We start from the raw sequence: 20,723 nt of genomic DNA, 5'->3' as shown, positions 1-20,723 counted from the left end.
TGCGGGATCAGGCCGCGAGGTCGGCGCCCGCGCGCAGGTTGCGCAACTTCTTCCACGTCACCTCGGGGTCGATCTTGCCGTAGCCCGCGAAGGTGCCGAAGCCGCAGTCGGTGCTGGCGACGACCCGGTCCTTGCCGACGATGTCGGTGAAGCGTCCAAGCCGCTGCGCGATCAGCTGCGGATGTTCGACGTAGTTCGAGCAGGTGTCGATCACCCCCGGCGCAAGGATCTTGTCGTCCGGGATGTCGGCATCGCGCCAGACGGTCCATTCGTGTTCGTGGCAGGGGTTCGCGCTTTCGAACAGGATCGTGCTGGGCCGCGCCGACAGCACCACGTCGATCACCTTTTCCAGCGGGATGTCGTGGTCGTGCGGACCCTCGTAGTTGCCCCAGCACAGGTGCATCCGCATCCGGTCGGCGGGCAGACCCTCGGTCGCAGCGTTCAGCGCCTCGACGTTCATCGCGGCGACCTTCACGAACTCGTCCTGCGACATGTCCTGATAGCCGGTGTGCGCCGACATGGCGAGATCGGGACAGTCGAACTGGATGTCGAAGCCCGCGTCGAGGATCGCCTCGTACTCGGGCCGCATCGCGGCGACCAGCGCCGCAAGATAGCTTTCGTGGTCCGGGTAGTAGCGGTTGACCTGAAAGGCGGTGATCAGCCCCGGCGAGGCGGCGTTCATGAAGGCCTTCGTGCCCTTGCCTTCCGCCTCCAGCGCGGTCTTGAAGCGGCGGATGTCGTCCAGCGCGGGCTGAAGATCCAGCAGCTTCACCTCGCCCACGCACGAGGCGCGGGTGAATTCCTGGCTGCCCATGATCGCGCTCAGCTTCTTCGCCAGCCCCGGGTGCCCGGCAAGGTCCTTGGCGGGCTTGCGGTCGACATGGCCGCCGAAGCCGCTGAGGCGTTCCTGCATGTAGGTGGAATAGCCGACCTTGCCCAGTTCCCCGTCCGATACGATGGACACGCCAGAGTCGACCTGATGGCGCACCGCCTCGTTGATGGCGGCCTGAACGACGGCTTCGAACTCGGCGACGTCGTAAGCCTCGCCCTTGTCCTTGGCGATCAGAAGCGCCGACAGGGCGTCTCCGCGCGGAAGGCTTCCGACATGGGTGGTTTCGAGTGTCATCGCGTGTTCCCGTCTGGCGTCAAATTTCGGTTGAGCGCAACAGACCATCGCGGCGCGCGAAAGACAACACCGCCCCAACGCAAGCGGGGCCCCGAAGGGCCCCGTCGCGTGGTGGTCGCGTTATGGTGCGGGTCCGAAGCGGACCCGCAGGCGGGATCAGTCCTTGCCCTTGTAGATGTCGACCAGCTTGCCCAGCATCTCGAGCGCGTCTTCACGCGACCGCTGGAAGCTGTTGCGCCCGATGATCGAGCCGTTGCCGCCGCCGTCGCGGATCGCACGGGCGTCGTCATAGACCGCATCGGCACCTTTCGAGGCACCGCCCGAGAACACGATGATCCGGCGACCGTCGAAGGACGAGCGCACGCATTCCTTCACGCGCGCGGCCTGGGTCGAGATGTCGATGCCGGCCTCGTCGAAGACCTTCTTCGCTTCGGGCTGCATGATGTGGTCGGTGGACAGCTTGATCTTGATGATGTGCGCGCCCAGCAGCGCCGCCATGTGGGCGGCGTAGGCGCCAACGTCGATCGCGGTCTCGCCTTCCTTGGTGATGCCTTCACCGCGCGGGTAGGACCAGATCACGGTCGCCACGCCCTTGGCGGCGGCTTCCTTGCGCATCTCGACGATCTCTTCGAACATGTCCAGCGCCATGTCCGAACCCGGGTAGATGGTGAAACCGATGGCGGCGCAGCCAAGGCGCAGCGCGTCGTCGACCGACGCGGTCACGGCCTGGTTCTTGCCCGAGGTGCCGGACATCAGCGAGTTGGCCGAGTTCACTTTCAGGATCGTCGGGATCTGCCCTGCGAAGGTGTCTGCACCAGCCTCCAGCGGACCAAGCGGGGCGGCGTAGGCGGACAGCCCGGCGTCGATCGCCAGCTTGTAGTGATAGTGCGGGTCGTATCCTTCGGGGTTCGGCGCGAAGCTGCGGGCGGGGCCGTGCTCGAAGCCTTGGTCGACGGGCAGGATGATCATCTTGCCGGTGCCGGCCAGCTTGCCGTGCATCAGCATCTGGCACAGCTTGCCTTTGACGCCGGGGTTTTCACCCTCGTAGTTGGCAAGGATCTTCTTGACGGTTCCGGTGGCCTTCATAGCAGGGCTCCTCATGCTGTCTCTGTTCCTGACCCGTCTAAGGGAAGTCCGGGACAGTGGGAATTGCTGGTATCGCTAACGTCCCGCATATGCGGGATTTTTTTGAAAATCGCGTCCGGCGCTGCGGTGAGATCCGGCGCCGGACGCGGGATTGTCGGCGAAACCTGTCTACTGCGCGAACTGCGACGGCAGATCCTGATCGACCCAAAGCTGCATCGCGCGATCGGAATAGCGCGCCTCGGTCTCGGACCATGCCGTCATCGCGGACCCGCCGCCAAGGCGGACGAGTTCGTCGATCTCCGCCAGCATGTCGGCGGCTTCGGGGTCCCCGGCGGCCGAGGCCAACATCGCGTACATCGACGCAAGCCCATAGGACCGCGCCGCGCCGCTGCCGGACAGCCGCATCGCCGCCTGCTCGCGCAGCGCGGCCAGCGACCCGGTGGCGTCGGCGGGACCGCTTTCGGCGCCCGAGACGTCCTCCTGCAGCGACAGCACGGTCGCGAAGTCCAGCGTGTTTTCCAGCTTGTCGAGCATCGCGGTCGCGCCGGGCTCGCCCCCGGCCCCGGCCCGCAGCGCCCATTCATAGGCCGCATCCGGATCGCGGACTTCCAAAGCCTGCGCCAGCAGCAGCGCCACGCCCGCATCGCCCGCTTCGGCCAGCGGCTCTAGCAGGTCGACGCCAGCGGTCACGTTGCGCGGGGCACCCACGCCGGTCACAAGGGCTTCGCCCACGGTGGCCTTTTCCGCGTCCGTCAGGTCGGCGGCGTCATCGCCGGTCGCGCGGCTTAGCAACTCCACCGGAACCGCGCTGGACACACGCGCCGGTGCCAGCGCCAGTTGCGGCTGAAGCAGCACGAAGATCTCGTCCGGGTCGTCGTCAAGCGCCTCGATATCGACGTAGACATCGCCGTCGAACCCAGTCTCAAGCACCAGCCGCTGCGGGTTGGCCACGAACTGCGGCCACACCTCGACGATGCTGTCGGCGAAGGCGGTCATCTCTGCCGACGGAGCTTCGGGCGCGCCGCCCGTCAGGCCGCCGACGATCATGTCGCGCAGCGCCTCGCCGGAGTTCTCGCCCGTCAGCGGCGGCGGCAGGACGCTCGACAGCGTCTCCCACAGGCCCTTGTTCTCGACGGCGAGGGTCGCGTTGCTGAGGAACATGACCGGGGTCGGCTCTTCCATGTCCTCGCGGCCATCGAACCAGAAGTACGAGAAATCGCCGCTCAGATCGAAGGTCGCGACGCCGTCGACATCCGCAAAGACGCGCACCAGCGCGTCCGAGGACGGCATGCCATAGTTCATGTCGATGGTCATGCGCGGGATCGTCAGCGTGTCCAGCCCGGCCATCTCGAAGCCCATGTGCGCCTCGGTCGGGAAACAGGCCTTGGTCGCCGTCAGCCCCGAGATCCGCGCGGTGCCGTTGAACCGGTCGGAAATGTCGATCGGCGTGCCGACAAGGGTCAGCGCGCCGATGGAAATCTCGCATTCCCCGTACTCGTCCCAGTCAAAGAACGGCCACGCGGTGACGTCGGTCATCGTGACCCGGCTGCGGCGCAGGTCGACGGCCAGATCGCCGTACTGAAGATCCATCTGCGTGCGCAGCATCTGGATGCCGCTGTGCAGGACCGACTGCGCGATCCGGTCAAGGGACAGGACATCCCAAAGGGTGACCTTGTCCTGTGCATGGGATGCCGCTGGAATAAGGGCGGAAACTGCCGCGGTTGCGGCAAGCAGACGACGCATCTGAAATCCTCTCGTCAAAAGTCAGTCGAGCCGGATCAGACAGAAGCCGCGCCGGGAAATCAACCCTCGAGGGCGGCAACCCCGGGCAAAGTCTTGCCCTCCATCCATTCCAGAAACGCTCCGCCCGCAGTGGAGACATAGGTGAAGGATTCACCCGCCCCGGCGTGGTTCAGCGCGGCCACCGTGTCGCCGCCGCCAGCGACCGAAACCAGACCGCCCGCCTGCGTCAGCTCGGCCGCTTTCTTCGCCGCCGCGACCGTCGCCGTGTCGAACGGCGCGATCTCGAAAGCCCCCAGCGGGCCGTTCCAGATCAGGGTCGAGGATTCCTCGAAGACCGACCCGATCTCGACCACCGTGGCGGGGCCCGCATCAAGGATCATCGCGTCCGCCGGACAGGCGTCGGCAGAGACCGTCTCGTTCTCGGCGCCCGCCTTGAACTCGCGCGCGACGACGACGTCGGACGGCAGCAGCAGGTGGCAGCCCGTGCTGTTCGCCTTCTCGATGATTTCCAGCGCTGTGTCGGTCATCTCGTGCTCTGCCAGCGATTTGCCGACGTCGATGCCCTTCGCCGCAAGGAAGGTGTTGGCCATGCCGCCACCGATCACCAGCGTGTCGACCTTTTCGATCAGGTTGCTCAGCAATTCCAGCTTGGTCGACACCTTGGCGCCCCCGACCACGGCGACGACCGGGCGTTTCGGATCGCCAAGCGCGGCTTCCAGCGCCTCAAGCTCGGCCTGCATCAGGCGACCGGCGCAGGACGGCAGAAGGCGCGCGATCCCCTCGGTCGAGGCATGGGCCCGGTGCGCCGCCGAAAACGCGTCGTTGCAATAGATTTCGCCCAGTGCGGCAAGCGCGGCGGCGAACATGTCGTCGTTGGCTTCCTCGCCTTCATGAAAGCGGGTGTTCTCCAAAAGGACGACCTGCCCCGCTTCCATCTTCGAAACCGCGATCTTCGCCGGACCGCCGATGCAGTTCTCGGCGAACGTGACCGGCACACCCAGCGCGGCCTCCAGCGCGGGCACGACCTGTTTCAGCGACATTTCGGGGACGTCCTTGCCCTTCGGGCGGCCGAAGTGGGCCATCAGCACCGGCTTGCCGCCCTTGTCGAGGATGTCCCGGACGGTCGGCACGATGCGGTCGATGCGCGTCGTGTCGGTCACTTTCCCGTTTTCCATCGGGACGTTGATGTCCACGCGGGTCAGGACGACCTTTCCGTCAAGGTCCATGTCGTCAAGGGTTTTCCAGCTCATGGCGCTCTCCTTCGATCCGTCCTCTTGGCGATGTAGTGCGCTGCGATGCGGCGGAAAACAAGACCATTCCCGCTTTTCCTCGGGGCGCGTTGCGCCTAGTTTGCGCGCAAATCGTGAAAGAGGACCGACATGGCCGATATCAAGGACCCCGAGAACACCATCATCATGACCCTGAAGGGTGGTGACGTGGTGATCGAACTGCTGAACGACATCGCGCCCGAGCATTGCAAGCGCATGAAGGAACTGGCCCGCGAAGGCGCCTATGACAACGTGGTCTTCCACCGCGTCATCGACGGCTTCATGGCCCAGACCGGCGACGTCGCCAACGGCAACACCGAAAACGACTTCGACTTGCGCCGTGCCGGCACCGGCGGATCGGACAAGCCGAACCTGCCCGCCGAGTTCTCGGGCATCCCGCACGACCGCGGCACGCTGGGCGCCGCCCGCTCGCAGAACCCGAACTCGGCCAACTCGCAGTTCTTCATCAACTTCTCGGACAACCACTTCTTGAACCGGCAGTACACCGTGTACGGCCGCGTCATCTCCGGGATGGAACATGTCGACGCGATCACCCGGGGCGAGCCCCCCGCGAGCCCCGACAAGATGCTGTCGGTCAAGGTGGCCGCCGATGCGTAAGCTATTCCTTGCGACCTGCCTTCTGGCCGCGCCCGCCTTCGCCCTGCCCGCGGCGGCGACCGGCCTGCGGATCACCGTCGAAGGCGAAGCCAACGGCGTGATCGAGATCGACCTGCTGGAAGACGTGGCCCCCGAGCATGTCGCCCAGATCACCGCGCTGGCCGAGGAAGGCTTTTACGATGGCGTGGTGTTCCACCGCGTGATCGAAGGCTTCATGGCCCAAACCGGCGACGGCCAGTTCGGCAAGCTTGAAGGCGGCGACATGCGCCGCGCGGGCACCGGCGGCTCGGACCGCCCCGACCTGCCCGCCGAGTTCTCGGACGAACCGTTCGAGCGCGGCGTCGTAGGCATGGCCCGCACCGCCGACCCGAACTCGGCCAACTCGCAGTTCTTCATCATGTTCGCCCCCGCCGCGCACCTGAACGGCCAGTACACCGTGGTCGGTCGCGTGACCGAGGGTCTTGACGTGCTGGACGCGATCAAGCGCGGCGACGGCCCGAACGGCGCCGTCATCGGCCAGCCCGACGCGATGGCCAATGTCGAAGTGATCGACTGATCCTTGTGCGTCCGCCCCGTCCCGCGATTGGGCGGACGCCCCCCTGCATATCCTGCCAGACGCGCACTGTAGGAAACATGTAACAGCCGCCGGCCCGCCATCGGACCGACCGGGACAGGCTGGGACAGACACCCGTTTAACTTGTAAACTAGACTGCGAACGCCCGAACCGGATCGCCCGGCGCTGGTGCGCGCTTCTCTCTTTTGCAAAGGCAGACCTGACCGATGGCTGAATACGTCCTTCCCGCAGGCAGTCCGATCACGGTGTACGAGGAGGGCACGTTTTTCGACCACGTCGACCTTGCGGAACTGTGGCTGTATGACTTCGACCCGGGCGACGATCAGTTTTCCTACACGGAAACCCTGTCCTCGCGCCTCGACGGGATCGACTATGTCGATTTCACCTTCCTCGGGACGACCAGCTATGGCGGCCGGGAGTACCCGGTGATCCAAGAGGTGTCCGGCGACCTGCTTGTTCTGGGCGTGAACCTTCCCGAAGCGAGCTATCCGGACGTCGCATCGCTCAACCTCGATACGTCGGACTTTCCGGTGTGTTTCGCGGCAGGCACCGGGATCGCCACGCCCAACGGAGAGCGCGCGGTCGAGACGCTCGAGATCGGAGATCTGATCCTGACCGAGGACGGACGTGTGGTGCCGGTGCGCTGGATCGGCCGTCAGACGATGCACAAGCTGTTCGCAGGCGACCGCATGGCGCCGGTGCGGGTCCGTGCGGGGGCGCTTGGCGACGGCCTGCCGCACAGCGACCTTGTCCTGACGCCCGATCACGCGCTGACCCTCGACGGGCTGGCGATCACCGCAGGCGCGCTGGTGAACGGCGCCACCATCACGCTGGACCCGCTGGACGCCCTGCCCGAGACCGTCACCTACTACCATGTCGAGACGGACGCGCATGATGTGATCCTCGCCAACGGCGCGGCGGCCGAGACCTTCGTGGACGCGGTCACCCGCCGCCGTTTCGACAACCATGCGGAGTACGCCGCGCTGTACGGCGAAGACCGGGTGATCGAAGAGATGCCACTGCCGCGTGTCGCCTCGGCCCGGCTGGTGCCGGCTGGCCTGCGGGCGCGGCTTGGGATCGAAGACGCAGCCTAGCCGCCGCCCCGCAGCGCGGTCCACAGCGGCGACAGCACATCCGGCACGGGGATGCCCCGGGCCCATGCGACCGCGAAGGACAGCGCCAGCAGGACCAGCCCGGCGATGCCCACCACACGCCATTTCCACAAGGCAAGCGCGGCGGCCATAAGACCAAGCGCGAAGGCCTGCCAGTCCGCCGACAGCGGCAGCCGCCCAAGGGCCAGATCCGTCACCAACACGAACACCGCCGCCGCGACCACCAGCTTCGCGGCGGCGCGCCAGACCATCCCGGCCAAAAGGCCCGCCACCCCCGCGACCGCGTAGGGGACCCAGCCATCCAGATGCGCATCGTCAGAATTCGCCGACAGCGCAAGCCACACCAGCCCCGCCACCGCCAGCGCCACGACGCCGCTTGCCAGCGTCCAGCCCGGCTGTGCGACGGGTTGCGGGTCGGGCTCGGGCGGGTCGCCGGTGCGGCGCAGCGGCGGCGGTTCGCGCCGGGGGTACGGATCGTGCCCGCTGCCGCCGCAATAGGCGCAAGGCCCGCGCAGCGGCCCGGTCACCAGCCCGGCGCCATCGCAGGCCTCGCAGGTCAAACCGCCCCGCTCGCCCATGCCGGCGCAGGCGCGGCAGGCCACGCGGTCGCCGTCGGCTGTGCCGGTGCCGTCGCAATAGGGGCAGTCGGCGTCGCCCGCTTGCCTGTCGTCCCGCCTGACCATTCTGTCCGGCCCGTCTCCATCTGAGCTGCCCGCCTGCCGATAAACCGCCCTCCCCGGCCCCGGGTCAAGCCCGCGCCCTGCCGGGTGCGGGATGACGCAGATTTGCGTGGATCTTTGCCTGCCGCTGCGTCACCCTGCCCTGCAAACCCGCCGCGACCGGAGACCGCGATGCCCCGACCGATCCTGCCCGCAGCGCTTGCCGTTCTGCTGTCCCTGACCGCCGTCCCCGCCAAGGCCGACCCCGCCTTCTGGCAGACCGAATGGCCGAATACCGATTTCACCACCACGACCGTCGACAGCTGGACCGAGATCCTGTCCGGCGGCCCGCCCCGCGACGGCATCCCGGCGCTGGACGCGCCCGCCTTCGTCCCGGTCGCCGAGGCGCCTGACTTGGGCGAGCGCGAACCGGTGATCGTGCTGGACCTGCCCGGCACGGCGGCCCGCGCTTATCCGATCCGTTATCTGACGTGGCATGAGATCGTGAACGACTCCGTGGCGGACGTGCCCGTCGCGGTGACCTTCTGCCCCCTGTGCAACTCGGCGCTGGTGTTCCTGCGGCAGGTGGACGGGCGCGACCTGAGTTTCGGGGTCACGGGCAAGCTGCGGAATTCGGACATGGTGATGTACGACCGCGAGACCGAAAGCTGGTGGCAACAGGCGGTCGGAGAGGCGATCGTCGGCGAACTGACCGGCACCCGGCTGACGCAGTTGCCGTCGTGGATGGCAGGCTGGGACCGGTTCCGAACGGCGCATCCCGATGGGCTGGTGATGGCGGAACCGGACTGGGATCGGCGTTACGGCACCAACCCCTACGCGGGTTACGACAGCGCGGCGCGTCCGTTCCTGTACAACGGCGCGATGCCGCCGCACGACATCCCGCCGCTGGCGCGGGTGGTGCGGGTGGGCGACCGTGCGTGGCCCCTGACCCGCCTGACGCAGGCCGGAGAAATCGTCGAAGAGGGTGTCACGATCCGCTGGACGCGGGGACAGGCCTCTGCCCTCGACAGCGCCGAGATCGCGCAGGGCCGCGAGGTCGGCAACATCCGCGTGCGGGACGCCTCGGGCGCCGACCTGCCGCACGACGTGATGTTCGCCTTCGCCTTCCACGCGTTCTTTCCCGAGGGGGAATGGATGGTGGAGCGGTAGGAAGAACGTGCGCGAGAGAGGGGGTTCAGGCGGCTCTGCCCCCGTCGCGCCGAGCGCGACTCCCCCGAGGTACTTTTGAAGAGAAGAAGCCGGACCGGGCGTCAGTCCGGAAGGATCCGCGCGAGGATCGGGGCGGTGTCGTGGGTACGGACCGCGCCGGCGACGAGGCCCCGGTCGCCGCTGAGGCGGGCGGCGATGTAGGGGCCAGCGACCTCGGGCGCGGCGGTCACGAGGGTCGCTGCGGTCAGCAGGGTGGCGGCGCGTTCGGCGAAGAAGCGCGCCTCGGCCTCGGGCGGCAAGCCGGGCCACGCGGCGCGAAAGTCCGCCAGCGCCGCTTCATATCGGGTGTCGGCGCCCGTCGCCGCGTCCAAAGCGTCGGACAGCGCCTGCGCCGCCTCGGGGTCGCGGGCCAGCGTGCGCAGGATGTCGAGGCAGATGACATTGCCCGAGCCTTCCCAGATCGAGTTCAGCGGCGCCTCGCGGTAGAGCAGCGGCAGCGGCGTATCCTCGACGTAGCCCATGCCGCCCAGTGCCTCCATCGCCTCGTAGATCATGCCGGGCGCGCGCTTGTTGCCAAGGAACTTGGCCAGCGCAACCGCGATCCGGGCGAAGCCGTCGTTCGCGTCGTCGAAGGCCTGCGCCACCCGCAGCCCCAGCGCCAGCGTCCCTTCGACGTCAAGCGCGAGGTCAGCGATCACCGCCCGCATCAGGGGCTGGTCGATCAGCTTTTTCTGGAACACGGTCCGGTGCCGGCACCAGTGCGCCGCCTCGGCCAGCGCCGCGCGCATCAGGCCGGCGGGGGCCATCGCGGTGTCCAATCGGGTGTGGTGAACCATGCGGATGATGGTGCGCACGCCCTGCCCCGGATCGCCCAGCATGTGCGCCAGCGCGCCGTGGTATTCGATCTCGGCTGAAGCGTTGGCGCGGTTGCCGAGCTTGTCCTTCAGGCGCTGGATCTGGATGCGGTTGCGCCCTGTGTCCAGCCAGCGCGGGACAAGGAAGCACGACAGCCCGGCCTCGGCCTGCGCCAGCGTCAGGAAGCCGTCCGACATCGGCGCCGAGCAAAACCATTTGTGCCCCGTCAGCCGCCATGCATCGCCGTCCGGCTCTGCCCACGTCGTGTTGGCGCGTACGTCCGACCCGCCCTGCTTTTCGGTCATCGCCATGCCAAGGGTCGCGGCGCGCTTTTGCGCCACCGGTGCGATGGACGGGTCGTATCCCCGCGCGATGAGCTTCGGCAGCCAGTCGCTGGCCAAGGCCGAGTCCGCCAGCACCGGGATCGCGGCATAGGTCATCGTCAGCGGGCAGCAGACGCCGGGCTCGATCTGGCTGAGCAGGTAGACCATCGCGGCGTGGGTGACATGACCGCCGCTCTGCGGCTCCCATGCGACGGCGCTGTAGCCCGCCTTGGCGCCCGCCGTCATCAGCTGGTGATAGGCGGGATGAAAGGTGACCTCGTCCAGCCGCCGCCCACCCGGATCGAACAGCCGAAGTTCGGGCGGATAACGGTTCGCGGCGCGGCCCGCCTCGATCATGGCGGGGTCCGACAGGGTGTGTGCGAACGCGGCCAGCGTATCCGCCTGCCCACCTGCCGCGGCGACCGCGCCGCGCAGGGGCAGATCGTCGGCCCAAAGCGACGGCGCGCGGATCGGCGGCTGGTTCTCGACCACGTGCGTTGCCAGGTCGGACCTTGGGGCGGAGCGGGACATGCAGCGTCCTCCGTGTGGAGTCGATCACAAAGCAGCTTGCCCGTCATTATAGGGATTCACAAAGGCTTATCGGTATGCGACTGTACTGGTCGAACGTCCGAAAGAGGCGAGACGAGGCAAACGATGGGCAGACCCCGCAAGGCACCGGCATTCGGCGTGATCGCGTTTTTCGCGGTCGTCTTCACGCTGGGCAGCTACTTCACCTTTGCCAGCGTGCAGGGCGACTATGGCCTGTTCCGCCGCATCCAGATCGAGGCCGAGGCCGAGCTTTTGCAAAACGAGGTCGACGCGCTGCAGATCGAGGTTGCCGAACTGCGCAACAAGACCCGCCGCCTGTCGGACGAATACCTTGATCTCGACCTGCTGGACGAGCGTGCGCGCGAGGTTCTGGGCCTTGTGCGCAACGACGAGGTCATCGTCCACTGACCCGTCCCCCCGGCGGCGATTAACCACTTTTCCGTTGAAATCCTGCGCTCCCGGTGCAGTTATGCCTCTTGCGCATAGCAGCTCGGCAAGGCGTGCGGAAATTTCCGGTCGCATTGGGCACCGCTCTGCGATATGGAATTGTTTAACGCTAAACTATTGCCGCGAGAGAGGGAGGAGACGCCAACATGGCCACCCGCAGTCGTGCGAAGAAGAACAGCGCCTCGATGGAAGAGCTGTTGAACTATTACCGTGAAATGCTGCAGATCCGCCGCTTCGAAGAGAAGGCCGGCCAACTGTACGGCATGGGCCTGATCGGCGGCTTCTGCCACCTGTACATCGGGCAGGAAGCCGTCGTGGTGGGGCTTGAAGCCACCGCCAAGGAAGGCGACCAGCGCATCACCACCTACCGCGACCACGGCCACATGCTGGCCTGCGGGATGGACCCCAAGGGCGTCATGGCCGAGCTCACGGGCCGCGAAGGCGGCTACTCGAAGGGCAAGGGCGGCTCGATGCACATGTTCTCGAAAGAGAAGGAATTCTACGGCGGCCACGGCATCGTCGGCGCCAACGTGCCGCTGGGCGCGGGCCTAGCCTTCGCCAACAAGTACAACGGCAACGACAACGTCTGCTACACCTACTTCGGTGACGGCGCCGCCAACCAGGGCCAGGTGTACGAGGCCTTCAACATGGCCGCGCTGTGGAAGCTTCCGGTGATCTTCATCATCGAGAACAACCAGTACGCGATGGGCACCTCGCAACACCGCTCGACCTCCAGCCCCGCGATCTACACCCGCGGCGAGGCGTTCGGCATCCCCGGCGAAGAAGTCGACGGCATGGACGTGCTGGCGGTGAAGGCGGCCGGCGAGAAAGCGGTGGCCCACTGCCGCAAGGGCGACGGCCCCTACATTCTCGAGGTGAAGACCTATCGCTATCGCGGCCACTCGATGTCGGACCCGGCCAAGTACCGGACCCGCGAGGAAGTGCAGAAGATGCGCGAAGAGCGTGACCCGATCGAGGCCGTGCGCAAGCTGATCATCGACGGCAAGTACGCGAGCGAGGACGACCTCAAGGCGATCGACAAGGAAATCAAGGAGATCATCAACGACTCCGCTGATTTCGCGAAGGAAAGCCCCGAGCCCGCGCTCGAAGAACTGTGGACGGATGTCTACGCAGAAGAACTTCCGCAGGACGACGCGGCCTAAGGCCGGCGCCACAGGTTTTTAGGGAGGCCAACGAATGGCAACTGAAATTCTCATGCCGGCGCTCAGCCCCACGATGGAAGAGGGCACGCTGGCGAAGTGGATGGTCAAGGAGGGCGACACCGTGTCGTCCGGCGACATCCTTGCAGAGATCGAAACCGACAAGGCCACGATGGAATTCGAAGCCGTCGACGAGGGCGTGATCGGCAAGATCCTGATCGCCGAGGGCACCGAGGGCGTGAAGGTCAACACCCCCATCGCGATCATCGGCGAAGAAGGTGAAGACATGAGCGCGGCGGAAGCGTCCGCGCCTGCCGAAAGCTCGGACGAGGCCGACGACACATCCGAGGCCGAGGCCCCCGCCTCTGCCCCCGCGCAGGCGAAATCGCCGGTGCAGGTGAAGGTGCCCGAGGAAAAGGACATCCCCGCTGGCACCGAGATGAAGTCGACCACGGTCCGCGAGGCCCTGCGCGACGCGATGGCCGAAGAGATGCGCCGCGACGACAGCGTCTTCGTGATGGGCGAGGAAGTCGCCGAGTACCAAGGCGCCTACAAGGTGACCCAGGGCCTGCTGGACGAGTTCTCGGACCGCCGCGTGATCGACACCCCGATCACCGAGCACGGCTTTGCCGGTCTGGGCGTCGGCGCGGCCTTCGCCGGTCTCCGTCCGATCGTCGAGTTCATGACCTTCAACTTCGCGATGCAGGCGATCGACCAGATCATCAACTCTGCCGCCAAGACGCTGTACATGTCCGGCGGCCAGATGGGCTGTCCGATCGTGTTCCGCGGCCCGAACGGCGCCGCTGCCCGCGTGGCCGCCCAGCACAGCCAGGATTACGCCGCGTGGTACGCGCATATCCCCGGCATGAAGGTGGTTCAGCCCTACTCGGCCGCCGACGCCAAGGGTCTTCTGAAATCCGCGATCCGCGATCCGAACCCGGTCGTGTTCCTTGAGAACGAGATCCTCTATGGCCGCTCTTTCGACGTGCCCGCGCTGGACGACTACACCGTCCCGCTTGGCAAGGCGAAGATCTGGCGCGAGGGCGAGGACGTCACCATCGTATCCTTCGGCATCGGCATGACCTATGCGCTGGAAGCGGCGGACGAACTGGCGAAGGAAGGCATCTCGGCGGAGGTGATCGACCTGCGCACCATCCGCCCGATGGACACCGAAACGGTGGTGAAGTCGATCATGAAGACCAACCGCTGCGTGACGGTGGAAGAAGGCTTCCCGGTCTGCTCGATCGGCAACTACCTGTCGGCGACGATCATGCAGGAAGCGTTCGATTACCTCGACGCCCCGGTGATCAACTGCACCGGCAAGGACGTGCCGATGCCCTACGCCGCGAACCTCGAAAAGCTGGCCCTGACCTCCACCAAGGAAGTCATGGACGCGGTCAAAGCCGTAACCTATCGCTGAGGGACTGGACATGCCGACAGAAATCCTGATGCCCGCGCTGTCTCCGACGATGGAGGAAGGCACGCTGGCGAAATGGCTGGTCAAGGAAGGCGACACCGTATCGTCGGGCGACCTGCTGGCCGAGATCGAGACCGACAAGGCCACGATGGAATTCGAAGCCGTCGACGAAGGTGTCGTGGGCAAGATCCTGATCGACGAGGGCACCGAGGGTGTGAAGGTCAACACGCCCATCGCCGTCCTGCTTGAAGACGGGGAAAGCGCCGACGACATCGGCGATACTTCCTCGGGCGCCGCCGAAACGGCAGCCCCGTCCGAGGAAAGCTCCAAGGCGGCGCCTGCTCCGAAAGAGGCGCAGGCCAGCCCCGAAAAGGCAAGTTCCGCGCCCGCGGCGCCGGAAGCCTCTGACGGCAGCCGCATCTTCGCGTCGCCGCTGGCACGCCGTATCGCCAAGGACAAGGGCCTCGACCTGACGCAGATCAAGGGCTCCGGCCCCAAGGGTCGCATCGTCAAGGCCGACGTCGAAAGCGCGCAGCCCACGGCCCAGAAGGCCACGGACAAGCCCGCCGCCGCCGCATCGGCCCCTGCCGCTGCAGCCGCCGCGCCCGCCGGTCCCGGCTACGAGCAGGTCGTCAAGATGTACGAGGGCCGCGAGTACGAAGAGGTCAAACTCGACGGGATGCGCAAGACGGTCGCCAGCCGCCTCACCGAGGCCAAGCAGACGATCCCGCATTTCTACCTGCGCCGCGACATCCAGCTCGACGACCTGCTGAAGTTCCGCTCGACGCTGAACAAGCAGCTGGAAGCCAAGGGCGTGAAGCTGTCGGTCAACGACTTCATCATCAAGGCCTGCGCCAACGCGCTTCAGGAAATCCCTGCCGCCAACGCGGTCTGGGCCGGTGACCGCATCATCAAGCTGACGCCGTCAGACGTCGCGGTCGCCGTGGCGATCGAGGGCGGCCTGTTCACCCCGGTGATCAAGGACGCGCACCAGAAGACGCTGTCGGCCCTGTCGTCCGAGATGAAGGACCTCGCCACCCGTGCCCGCGACCGCAAGCTCGCGCCGCACGAATACGTCGGCGGGTCGTTCGCGATCTCGAACCTCGGTATGTTCGGCATCGACAACTTCGACGCGGTCATCAACCCGCCCCACGGCGCGATCCTTGCCGTCGGCGCTGGCGTGAAGAAGCCGGTGGTCAAGGACGATGGCGAACTTGGCGTGGCGACGGTGATGTCGGTGACGCTGTCCGTCGATCACCGGGTCATCGACGGTGCGCTCGGCGCCGAGCTGCTGACCGCGATCAAGAACAACCTTGAAAACCCGGTTGCGATGCTGGCCTAAGCCACCGCCACCTGAAACGACCCAAACGGCCCGCCCCCAAAAGGCGGGCCGTTTCATTTCCCCTGATCCCACACGTAGGATGGGGTTCCACCCCATCTTCTGGTGGAGGTTCCACCCCATCGCTCCCCCGAATACGCTTGATCCACCTCAAGGCGCGTCCGCCCGGCCAGTCCTAAACCCAACACATCCCATTCAACGAACGGAATGTCTTATGGACTGGAAAACCCACCTGGACGATACAAGCGCGACTCTGGCCGAGTTCCGCCGCACCCACGAGGCCGCAGGCCGCGGCTTTACCGCGATGCACCGCGGCGCAATGGGGGACGGCAGCCTGACGCTGCGCGAGAAGGAACTGATCGCCTTGGCCATCGGCATTTCGCAACGGTGTGTCGACTGCATCGGCTTCCACGTGCAGGGCGCGGCAAAGGCGGGCGCCAGCCGCGACGACATCGCCGACGTGATCGGCGTCGCCACCCTGATGGGCGGCGGTCCGGCCTATATGTACGGGGTAAAGGCCCTGGAAGCCTACGACCAGCTCATAGACGCGTAGGATGGGGTTCCACCCCATCCCCAAACACCGATCAAGACCCATCACACGTAGGATGGGGTTCCACCCCATCCCAGCGACACTCACATCCCGAGAACCTGCTGACCGCTCAGCAGATGGTCCATCGACACCGACGGCTGATCGCAGCCCGCGTCGCCAACGATCTTGGCGGGAACCCCCGCCACGGTCTTCTTCGGCGGCACGTCCTGCAACACGACCGACCCGGCGGCCACCTTGCTGCACCGGCCAACGGTGATGTTGCCCAAAACCTTCGCCCCGGCGCCGATCAGCACGCCGTTCTCGATGGTCGGATGGCGCTGCTGCTCTTCCTTGCCGGTGCCGCCCAGCGTCACCGAGTGCAGCATCGACACGTTGTCACCCACGGTCGCGGTTTCACCGATAACGATGGAATGCGCGTGGTCGATCATGATGCCCTGACCGACGGTCGCGGCGGGGTGGATGTCCACGCCGAACACTTCGCTCACGCGCATCTGGATGAAATAGGCCATGTCGTGCCGGCCTTCCTGCCACAGCCAATGCGCCACGCGATACGCCTGCACCGCCTGGAAACCCTTGAAGTACAAAAGCGCCTGCATGAACCGGTGGCAGGCCGGATCACGCTCGAACACCGCGACAAGATCCGCCCGCGCGGCGATCCCCAGCGCGCTGTTCGACGCATAGGCCTCGTCCGCGATCTCGCGCAGGATCTGCTCCGACATCTCGCCCGACGCCAGCTTCAGCGACACGCGATAGGCCAGCGCACGTTCAAGCGAAGCGTGGTGCAGAATAGAGGAATGCACGAGCCCGCCCAAAAGCGGTTCGTCCACCACGGCCTGCTCCGCCTCGGTCCGGATCCGGGTCCAGACAGGATCAAGTTCAGCGATTGCCTTGCGGATTTCGACCATGATTTCGTCCTTCCGTCACTTGCGGTGTCATACACCAGATAGGAAGGCGCTTCCAAACGCAAAGCGGTGATAACATCAATTCCATATTCTTATGTGCGATCCGCTTGGCCCGCCAAGGCCTCTTCCTGCCGCCGCGCCAGCGTCGACAGGACCAGCGCAAGGCACCGGCAATAGTCGGCATCTCCCAGCCCCGGCTCTGGCGCGGGGTCTCGGGCCAAGGCAGCAGCCATCAGCGTTCCATCGCCCCAACAGGGATGCTGCCGCCCGTGTTTTTGCCGGTACAAAGATGCCCAGGTGGCCGACCGGATCAACGTGGACAGCACCGCTGCCCGCGCTGTCACCGGCACCCCGCGCAACACCCGCGCCGCCGCCGTCACGTCGCCGTGCAGGACGGGCAGCACCCGCTCAGACCTCGGGCGGCGAGGCGGTGAAGCAATGCACCGCCACCCGCAACTCGCCCCCCGCAAAGTCGCCGCCATTGGCCGTCAGCACCAGCGGCGTATCCGCATAGTAGGTCACCGGCTGGCCGGTGATGCCCGACACCCACGACCCCGCCGACAAGCCCAGCCCGCTGCCATAGCGGTTGGTGGCCCCCGCCACGCCGAAATCCCAGTCGCTCAGCGCGCCGGTGAACGCGGTCTTGATCCGCGCCGTCACCGCGAACACCATCGCGTATTGCGGGATCACCCCGGCCGTGACCGAACTTGCCCCCGCCGCGATCGCGTGGTCGAACTCCAGCACGTTCAGCGCCGACACCGCCCGGTTGACCGAGGCCGCGACGCCCCCGTTGACCCAGCCCGACCCGTCGTGCAGCACCGCGACATGCTGGTCCACCAACCAGCCGCGCCACCCGGTCTGGGGCTGCACATAGACCCAGCCCCCATTGGACCAGACCGCGACCTCGCCCGCGTGCCCATCCCACGCGTTCACCGCTCCCAGCGGCACACCCCACGCCTCGCCATCGTCCCCCGATACGGGCGGCACCACCGTGTCCACCGACTGCAGCGTCAGGTGCGTCAGCCCGTCCAACCGGACCAGCGCCTCGTTCACCGTGACATGCTTCTGGGCCTGCGCAGGCTGCAAAAGCGGCAGTGCAAGCTGCAACGTCTCATCCATCGATCACGATCCTCCTGTAAGGTCCCGGGCCGAACTGCGCAGACACCTGCGCCACCTCGACATCGTAGCTTCCCCCCACACCGTCCCCGGCCCGCGCGGCGGCAGAGTAGGTCCACGACGTGCCGGCGGTCGTCGCCTCCCGCACGATGCCGCCCCCGTGCCGCACGCGGACGGCATAGGCCTCGGTTTCCTCGGCCAGCGGCACATCTGCCGACTGCCAGCTGTCGCCGTCGATCCGTGTGCGCCGCACCCACGCGAACACGTCGTCACCGCCGTCCTGCACCCGGCGCAGATGCACCGGCGCATAGGGCCGCAACCCGATGCCATCGAACGCCTCGACAAGATGCACGTAGGACGGATCGTCATAGGCCCGCTGCGCCGGACCGATGCGATAGTGCCGCGCCAGCCCCCGGTTCGACAGCGCAAGGTCGATCTGCTGCGGCGTGCCGTCCAGCAGCACGAACGTACTGCCCGCTGGCCAGACCTCGGGCATGAACCCGTCGGTCCCCGCCTGCCCGCGCAGCCGAACGCCGATCTCCCACGTGCGCGTGTCCACCAGCGTCGCGTCGGCGAACTGGAACACTTCCCAGTTCCCGGCGGAACCATCCCCAATCGCCGCCGCGTTCGCCCCGTTCAGCATCTCGGTCACGCTGGCCGACGACAAAGCCCCCTTCACCAGCCGCACCCGCAGCGCACCGCTCCGGTCCAGCACGCCCGGCGCCGCCGCGTTCAGCGCGGTCTGCGTCTCGCCAATGACCGAGGCCGACGCCAGCCTCACGTTCAGCCCGTACCCCTCGTCCGAGGACGAGTCGTACACCGCCGCCGTTCCGGGCCAAGGCCGCGCCGTCGCCGCGACATGCGGCGCATGGGGCACCTCGTCCCCCCGCAACAGCGGCAGGTCCAGAAACAGCGGATACACCGGCACCGGGGCCGCGAACGGCTTGGGCCGCACGACCTCTTCCACCGCGTCCGACGGCAGGTAAAGTTCCGGCTCCACCCGCACGGCTTCCAGGATCTGGTGTTCGGCCATCTCCACCCGATCGACCCGATAGCCGGCGCCGGACGGCAGCCGCACCACGTCGCCTGCCCCCACCGCCAGCCGCGACGGCGGCAACGAGAACTTCGCCGTGTCCCGCGCCACCCGCGCCTCGGCCAGCCACCGCTCCGCGATCCCGCGCGCCTCGGTCGCGGTCAGCACCAGCGGCAGCTCCGACGCCGCCACGCCCTGCGTCGCCTCGTCCGGGAACACCGCCTCCGACGCCCGCGTCTCATAGTCCGCGTCGCTCTCGACATAGCTCAGCCGCAACCGTCCCGCCGTCTCGGCATCCGGTGCCCGCAACATCACGATGTCCGACTCCGCCTCGGGCGACACCGCCAGCCCGTCGCTCTCCACCGACGCGGTCGCCACACCGTCGCGGCTGCGGAACGCCAGCACGCCCTGCCGCTCTACCGCGTCGAACCCGTAGGCCAGCATCAGCGGCTGCAACTCCGACCGCCCCGTGTCCGATCCGGTCGCCATATAGCCGCGCAGCAGCCCCCACAGCTCCGACACATCATAGTCCGTCACCCCGGCGCGGTCGCACACCTCGGCCACCACGCCCGCCAGCGAGCGCGACCCGCCACGCCCGTTCAACCAGTGCCCGCGCCCATAGTTGTCGCCGTCGCTCCAGACGTCGGTCAGCCCGGGGAAATGCGGGTAGGGCCGCGCGTCCCAAGCCCAGACATGCGCCCGCGCCATATCGACCATCGGACCGCCATAGACCGCCGAAACCGGGTTGTTCTCCGTTGATGCATAGTGTGAGGTGATCGCCCTAAGATATTGCATCTGAATGAAATCATCGCGTCGTCCGCTCGAATAATGCGGCAGCAGGCTTTCCGACGACTTCGGGTCCAGAAACTTGTTCGGTTGGTTCGTGCCCTTGTCGATGGCGGCACAGCCGTATTCATCGACCCAGGCCGCATCGAACTGCGGCCCCCGCAGCCCCTCGGGTTCGTGCGCCGAGAACACCTGCGCGACCGCCCCGTTCGGCCAGACCAGCCGCCGCCGCGTCGCCTGCCACTCGGGGCGTCGGTCCGGCGGCGAACAGGCAAGGATGCCGCTGTCGCCGAACACCATGACCTCGCGGACCTGATCGATCGTTTCGCCGACCAGCGCGACGCGGGACGACCGCCCCGGATCCAGCGGCAGCGCACCTTCGACCTCGGACCGGACCCACTCTGCCCCGGCGCGCGTCTTGCCCGCGCCACGACCGCCCATGATCACCCAAGTTCGCCAGTCGCCCTCGGGCGGCAACTGGTGCGGCAGCGCCCAGAACTCGAACAGGTAGGGCAACGCCAGCAGCGCCCCCTCGCTCAGCCCTGCCAGAAAGGTCTCAGCCGTCTCCGGCGGCTCGGAGACGAGCCAGGCGGCGCCCGATCTCGTCCCGTGCGGCATCGAAGTCGATTGCATAGTCGTGGACGACCCCGACGGTTCGTTTCTGCTGCTCGTAAACACGGTTCTTCTCCGTCAACAACTGCCGCGCCGCCGCAGACGCGCTCGCCGCGACCTTCGGCATGTCCGCCAGCGAGTCGAACTCCTGCCGGCGAATTTTCTCCGTGACCTCCGCCACCGCGCGAAGCGCCTCCATCAACTGCCGTTCGGCCAGGTCGACGCATTCGTCCCCCGCCCCGGCATCCGTCGCCTTGATCAATGTCATGAGTTGCCCG

General features: G+C 66.8%; 20 protein-coding genes. 9 read left to right on the top strand and 11 right to left on the bottom strand.

Annotated features, from left to right (window positions below):
- Nucleotides 1-7: 7 nt before the first annotated feature.
- The 4 genes from P1K30_RS01685 to P1K30_RS01670 all read right to left on the bottom strand — a co-directional run bounded on the left by P1K30_RS01685 (nt 8) and on the right by P1K30_RS01670 (nt 5,205).
- Entirely contained in the window at nt 8-1,126 is a 1,119-nt protein-coding gene (locus tag P1K30_RS01685) for a cobalamin-independent methionine synthase II family protein (protein WP_275630936.1), read from the bottom strand.
- A gap of 156 nt (nt 1,127-1,282) precedes the next feature.
- Complete coding sequence (locus tag P1K30_RS01680; RefSeq protein WP_275630935.1) at nt 1,283-2,212, bottom strand: class I fructose-bisphosphate aldolase; 930 nt, start codon at nt 2,210-2,212, stop codon at nt 1,283-1,285.
- Nucleotides 2,213-2,380: 168 nt separating this feature from the next.
- The gene (locus P1K30_RS01675) at nt 2,381-3,955 is read right to left on the bottom strand and encodes an SEL1-like repeat protein (protein WP_275630934.1); all 1,575 of its coding nucleotides are present in this window, start codon (nt 3,953-3,955) and stop codon (nt 2,381-2,383) included.
- Nucleotides 3,956-4,014: 59 nt separating this feature from the next.
- Nucleotides 4,015-5,205, bottom strand: a complete 1,191-nt coding sequence (locus P1K30_RS01670) for a phosphoglycerate kinase (RefSeq protein WP_275630933.1) — start codon at nt 5,203-5,205, stop codon at nt 4,015-4,017.
- 129 nt (nt 5,206-5,334) lie between these two features.
- Between P1K30_RS01670 and P1K30_RS01665 the strand changes: the two genes are divergently transcribed.
- The 3 genes from P1K30_RS01665 (at nt 5,335) to P1K30_RS01655 (ending at nt 7,509) form a co-directional block, all read left to right on the top strand.
- Entirely contained in the window at nt 5,335-5,841 is a 507-nt protein-coding gene (locus P1K30_RS01665) for a peptidylprolyl isomerase (protein ID WP_275630932.1), read from the top strand.
- Nucleotides 5,834-6,397, top strand: coding sequence for a peptidylprolyl isomerase (locus tag P1K30_RS01660; RefSeq protein WP_275630931.1), 564 nt, complete (start codon nt 5,834-5,836; stop codon nt 6,395-6,397). The genes P1K30_RS01665 and P1K30_RS01660 overlap by 8 nt, the downstream gene beginning before the upstream one ends.
- Before the next feature lie 224 nt (nt 6,398-6,621).
- Nucleotides 6,622-7,509 carry a Hint domain-containing protein gene (locus P1K30_RS01655; protein WP_275630930.1) on the top strand — a complete coding sequence of 296 codons (888 nt, stop codon included), beginning with the start codon at nt 6,622-6,624 and terminating at the stop codon, nt 7,507-7,509.
- Here the strand turns inward: P1K30_RS01655 and P1K30_RS01650 are convergent.
- The gene (locus P1K30_RS01650; protein WP_275630929.1) at nt 7,506-8,210 is read right to left on the bottom strand and encodes a DnaJ-like cysteine-rich domain-containing protein; all 705 of its coding nucleotides are present in this window, start codon (nt 8,208-8,210) and stop codon (nt 7,506-7,508) included. The two genes, P1K30_RS01655 and P1K30_RS01650, sit on opposite strands and share 4 nt — an antisense overlap.
- A gap of 168 nt (nt 8,211-8,378) precedes the next feature.
- Here P1K30_RS01650 and P1K30_RS01645 point away from each other — a divergent pair, with 168 nt between their 5' ends.
- Nucleotides 8,379-9,356, top strand: a complete 978-nt coding sequence (locus tag P1K30_RS01645; protein WP_275630928.1) for a DUF3179 domain-containing protein — start codon at nt 8,379-8,381, stop codon at nt 9,354-9,356.
- A gap of 101 nt (nt 9,357-9,457) precedes the next feature.
- On the opposite strand, the gene P1K30_RS01640 is transcribed toward P1K30_RS01645, so the two are convergent.
- Nucleotides 9,458-11,065 (bottom strand): acyl-CoA dehydrogenase family protein, encoded by a 1,608-nt coding sequence (locus tag P1K30_RS01640; protein WP_275630927.1) that lies wholly within the window; start codon nt 11,063-11,065, stop codon nt 9,458-9,460.
- A gap of 123 nt (nt 11,066-11,188) precedes the next feature.
- Between P1K30_RS01640 and P1K30_RS01635 the strand changes: the two genes are divergently transcribed.
- From P1K30_RS01635 to P1K30_RS01615, 5 genes are all read left to right on the top strand, one after another.
- Complete coding sequence (locus P1K30_RS01635; RefSeq protein ID WP_275630926.1) at nt 11,189-11,491, top strand: FtsB family cell division protein; 303 nt, start codon at nt 11,189-11,191, stop codon at nt 11,489-11,491.
- Nucleotides 11,492-11,676: 185 nt separating this feature from the next.
- Nucleotides 11,677-12,693, top strand: coding sequence for a pyruvate dehydrogenase (acetyl-transferring) E1 component subunit alpha (gene pdhA / locus P1K30_RS01630; protein ID WP_275630925.1), 1,017 nt, complete (start codon nt 11,677-11,679; stop codon nt 12,691-12,693).
- A 34-nt stretch (nt 12,694-12,727) separates the two neighbouring features.
- On the top strand, nt 12,728-14,110 hold the full coding sequence (locus P1K30_RS01625) for a pyruvate dehydrogenase complex E1 component subunit beta (protein ID WP_275630924.1): 1,383 nt from the start codon (nt 12,728-12,730) through the stop codon (nt 14,108-14,110).
- A gap of 10 nt (nt 14,111-14,120) precedes the next feature.
- Nucleotides 14,121-15,449, top strand: coding sequence for a pyruvate dehydrogenase complex dihydrolipoamide acetyltransferase (locus P1K30_RS01620; protein ID WP_275630923.1), 1,329 nt, complete (start codon nt 14,121-14,123; stop codon nt 15,447-15,449).
- Nucleotides 15,450-15,660: 211 nt separating this feature from the next.
- On the top strand, nt 15,661-15,999 hold the full coding sequence (locus P1K30_RS01615) for a carboxymuconolactone decarboxylase family protein (RefSeq protein ID WP_275630922.1): 339 nt from the start codon (nt 15,661-15,663) through the stop codon (nt 15,997-15,999).
- A gap of 80 nt (nt 16,000-16,079) precedes the next feature.
- Here P1K30_RS01615 and cysE read toward each other — a convergent pair whose 3' ends face one another.
- The 5 genes from cysE to P1K30_RS01590 all read right to left on the bottom strand — a co-directional run bounded on the left by cysE (nt 16,080) and on the right by P1K30_RS01590 (nt 20,713).
- Nucleotides 16,080-16,901, bottom strand: a complete 822-nt coding sequence (gene cysE / locus P1K30_RS01610; protein ID WP_275630921.1) for a serine O-acetyltransferase — start codon at nt 16,899-16,901, stop codon at nt 16,080-16,082.
- 89 nt (nt 16,902-16,990) lie between these two features.
- Entirely contained in the window at nt 16,991-17,302 is a 312-nt protein-coding gene (locus P1K30_RS01605) for a DUF7742 family protein (RefSeq protein ID WP_275630920.1), read from the bottom strand.
- Nucleotides 17,303-17,306: 4 nt separating this feature from the next.
- Complete coding sequence (locus P1K30_RS01600; protein WP_275630919.1) at nt 17,307-18,017, bottom strand: DUF2793 domain-containing protein; 711 nt, start codon at nt 18,015-18,017, stop codon at nt 17,307-17,309.
- Nucleotides 18,010-20,451, bottom strand: coding sequence for a phage tail protein (locus tag P1K30_RS01595; protein ID WP_275630918.1), 2,442 nt, complete (start codon nt 20,449-20,451; stop codon nt 18,010-18,012). The genes P1K30_RS01600 and P1K30_RS01595 overlap by 8 nt, the downstream gene beginning before the upstream one ends.
- Nucleotides 20,390-20,713, bottom strand: a complete 324-nt coding sequence (locus P1K30_RS01590; RefSeq protein WP_275630917.1) for a hypothetical protein — start codon at nt 20,711-20,713, stop codon at nt 20,390-20,392. The genes P1K30_RS01595 and P1K30_RS01590 overlap by 62 nt, the downstream gene beginning before the upstream one ends.
- Between the last annotated feature and the right edge of the window lie 10 nt (nt 20,714-20,723).

Source organism: Psychromarinibacter halotolerans, from assembly GCF_029168315.1.
In the GTDB taxonomy this organism is placed as follows: domain Bacteria; phylum Pseudomonadota; class Alphaproteobacteria; order Rhodobacterales; family Rhodobacteraceae; genus Psychromarinibacter; species Psychromarinibacter halotolerans.
The sequence above is the reverse complement of the archived record's forward strand: the minus strand, read 5'-3'. Positions and strand labels throughout refer to the sequence as shown.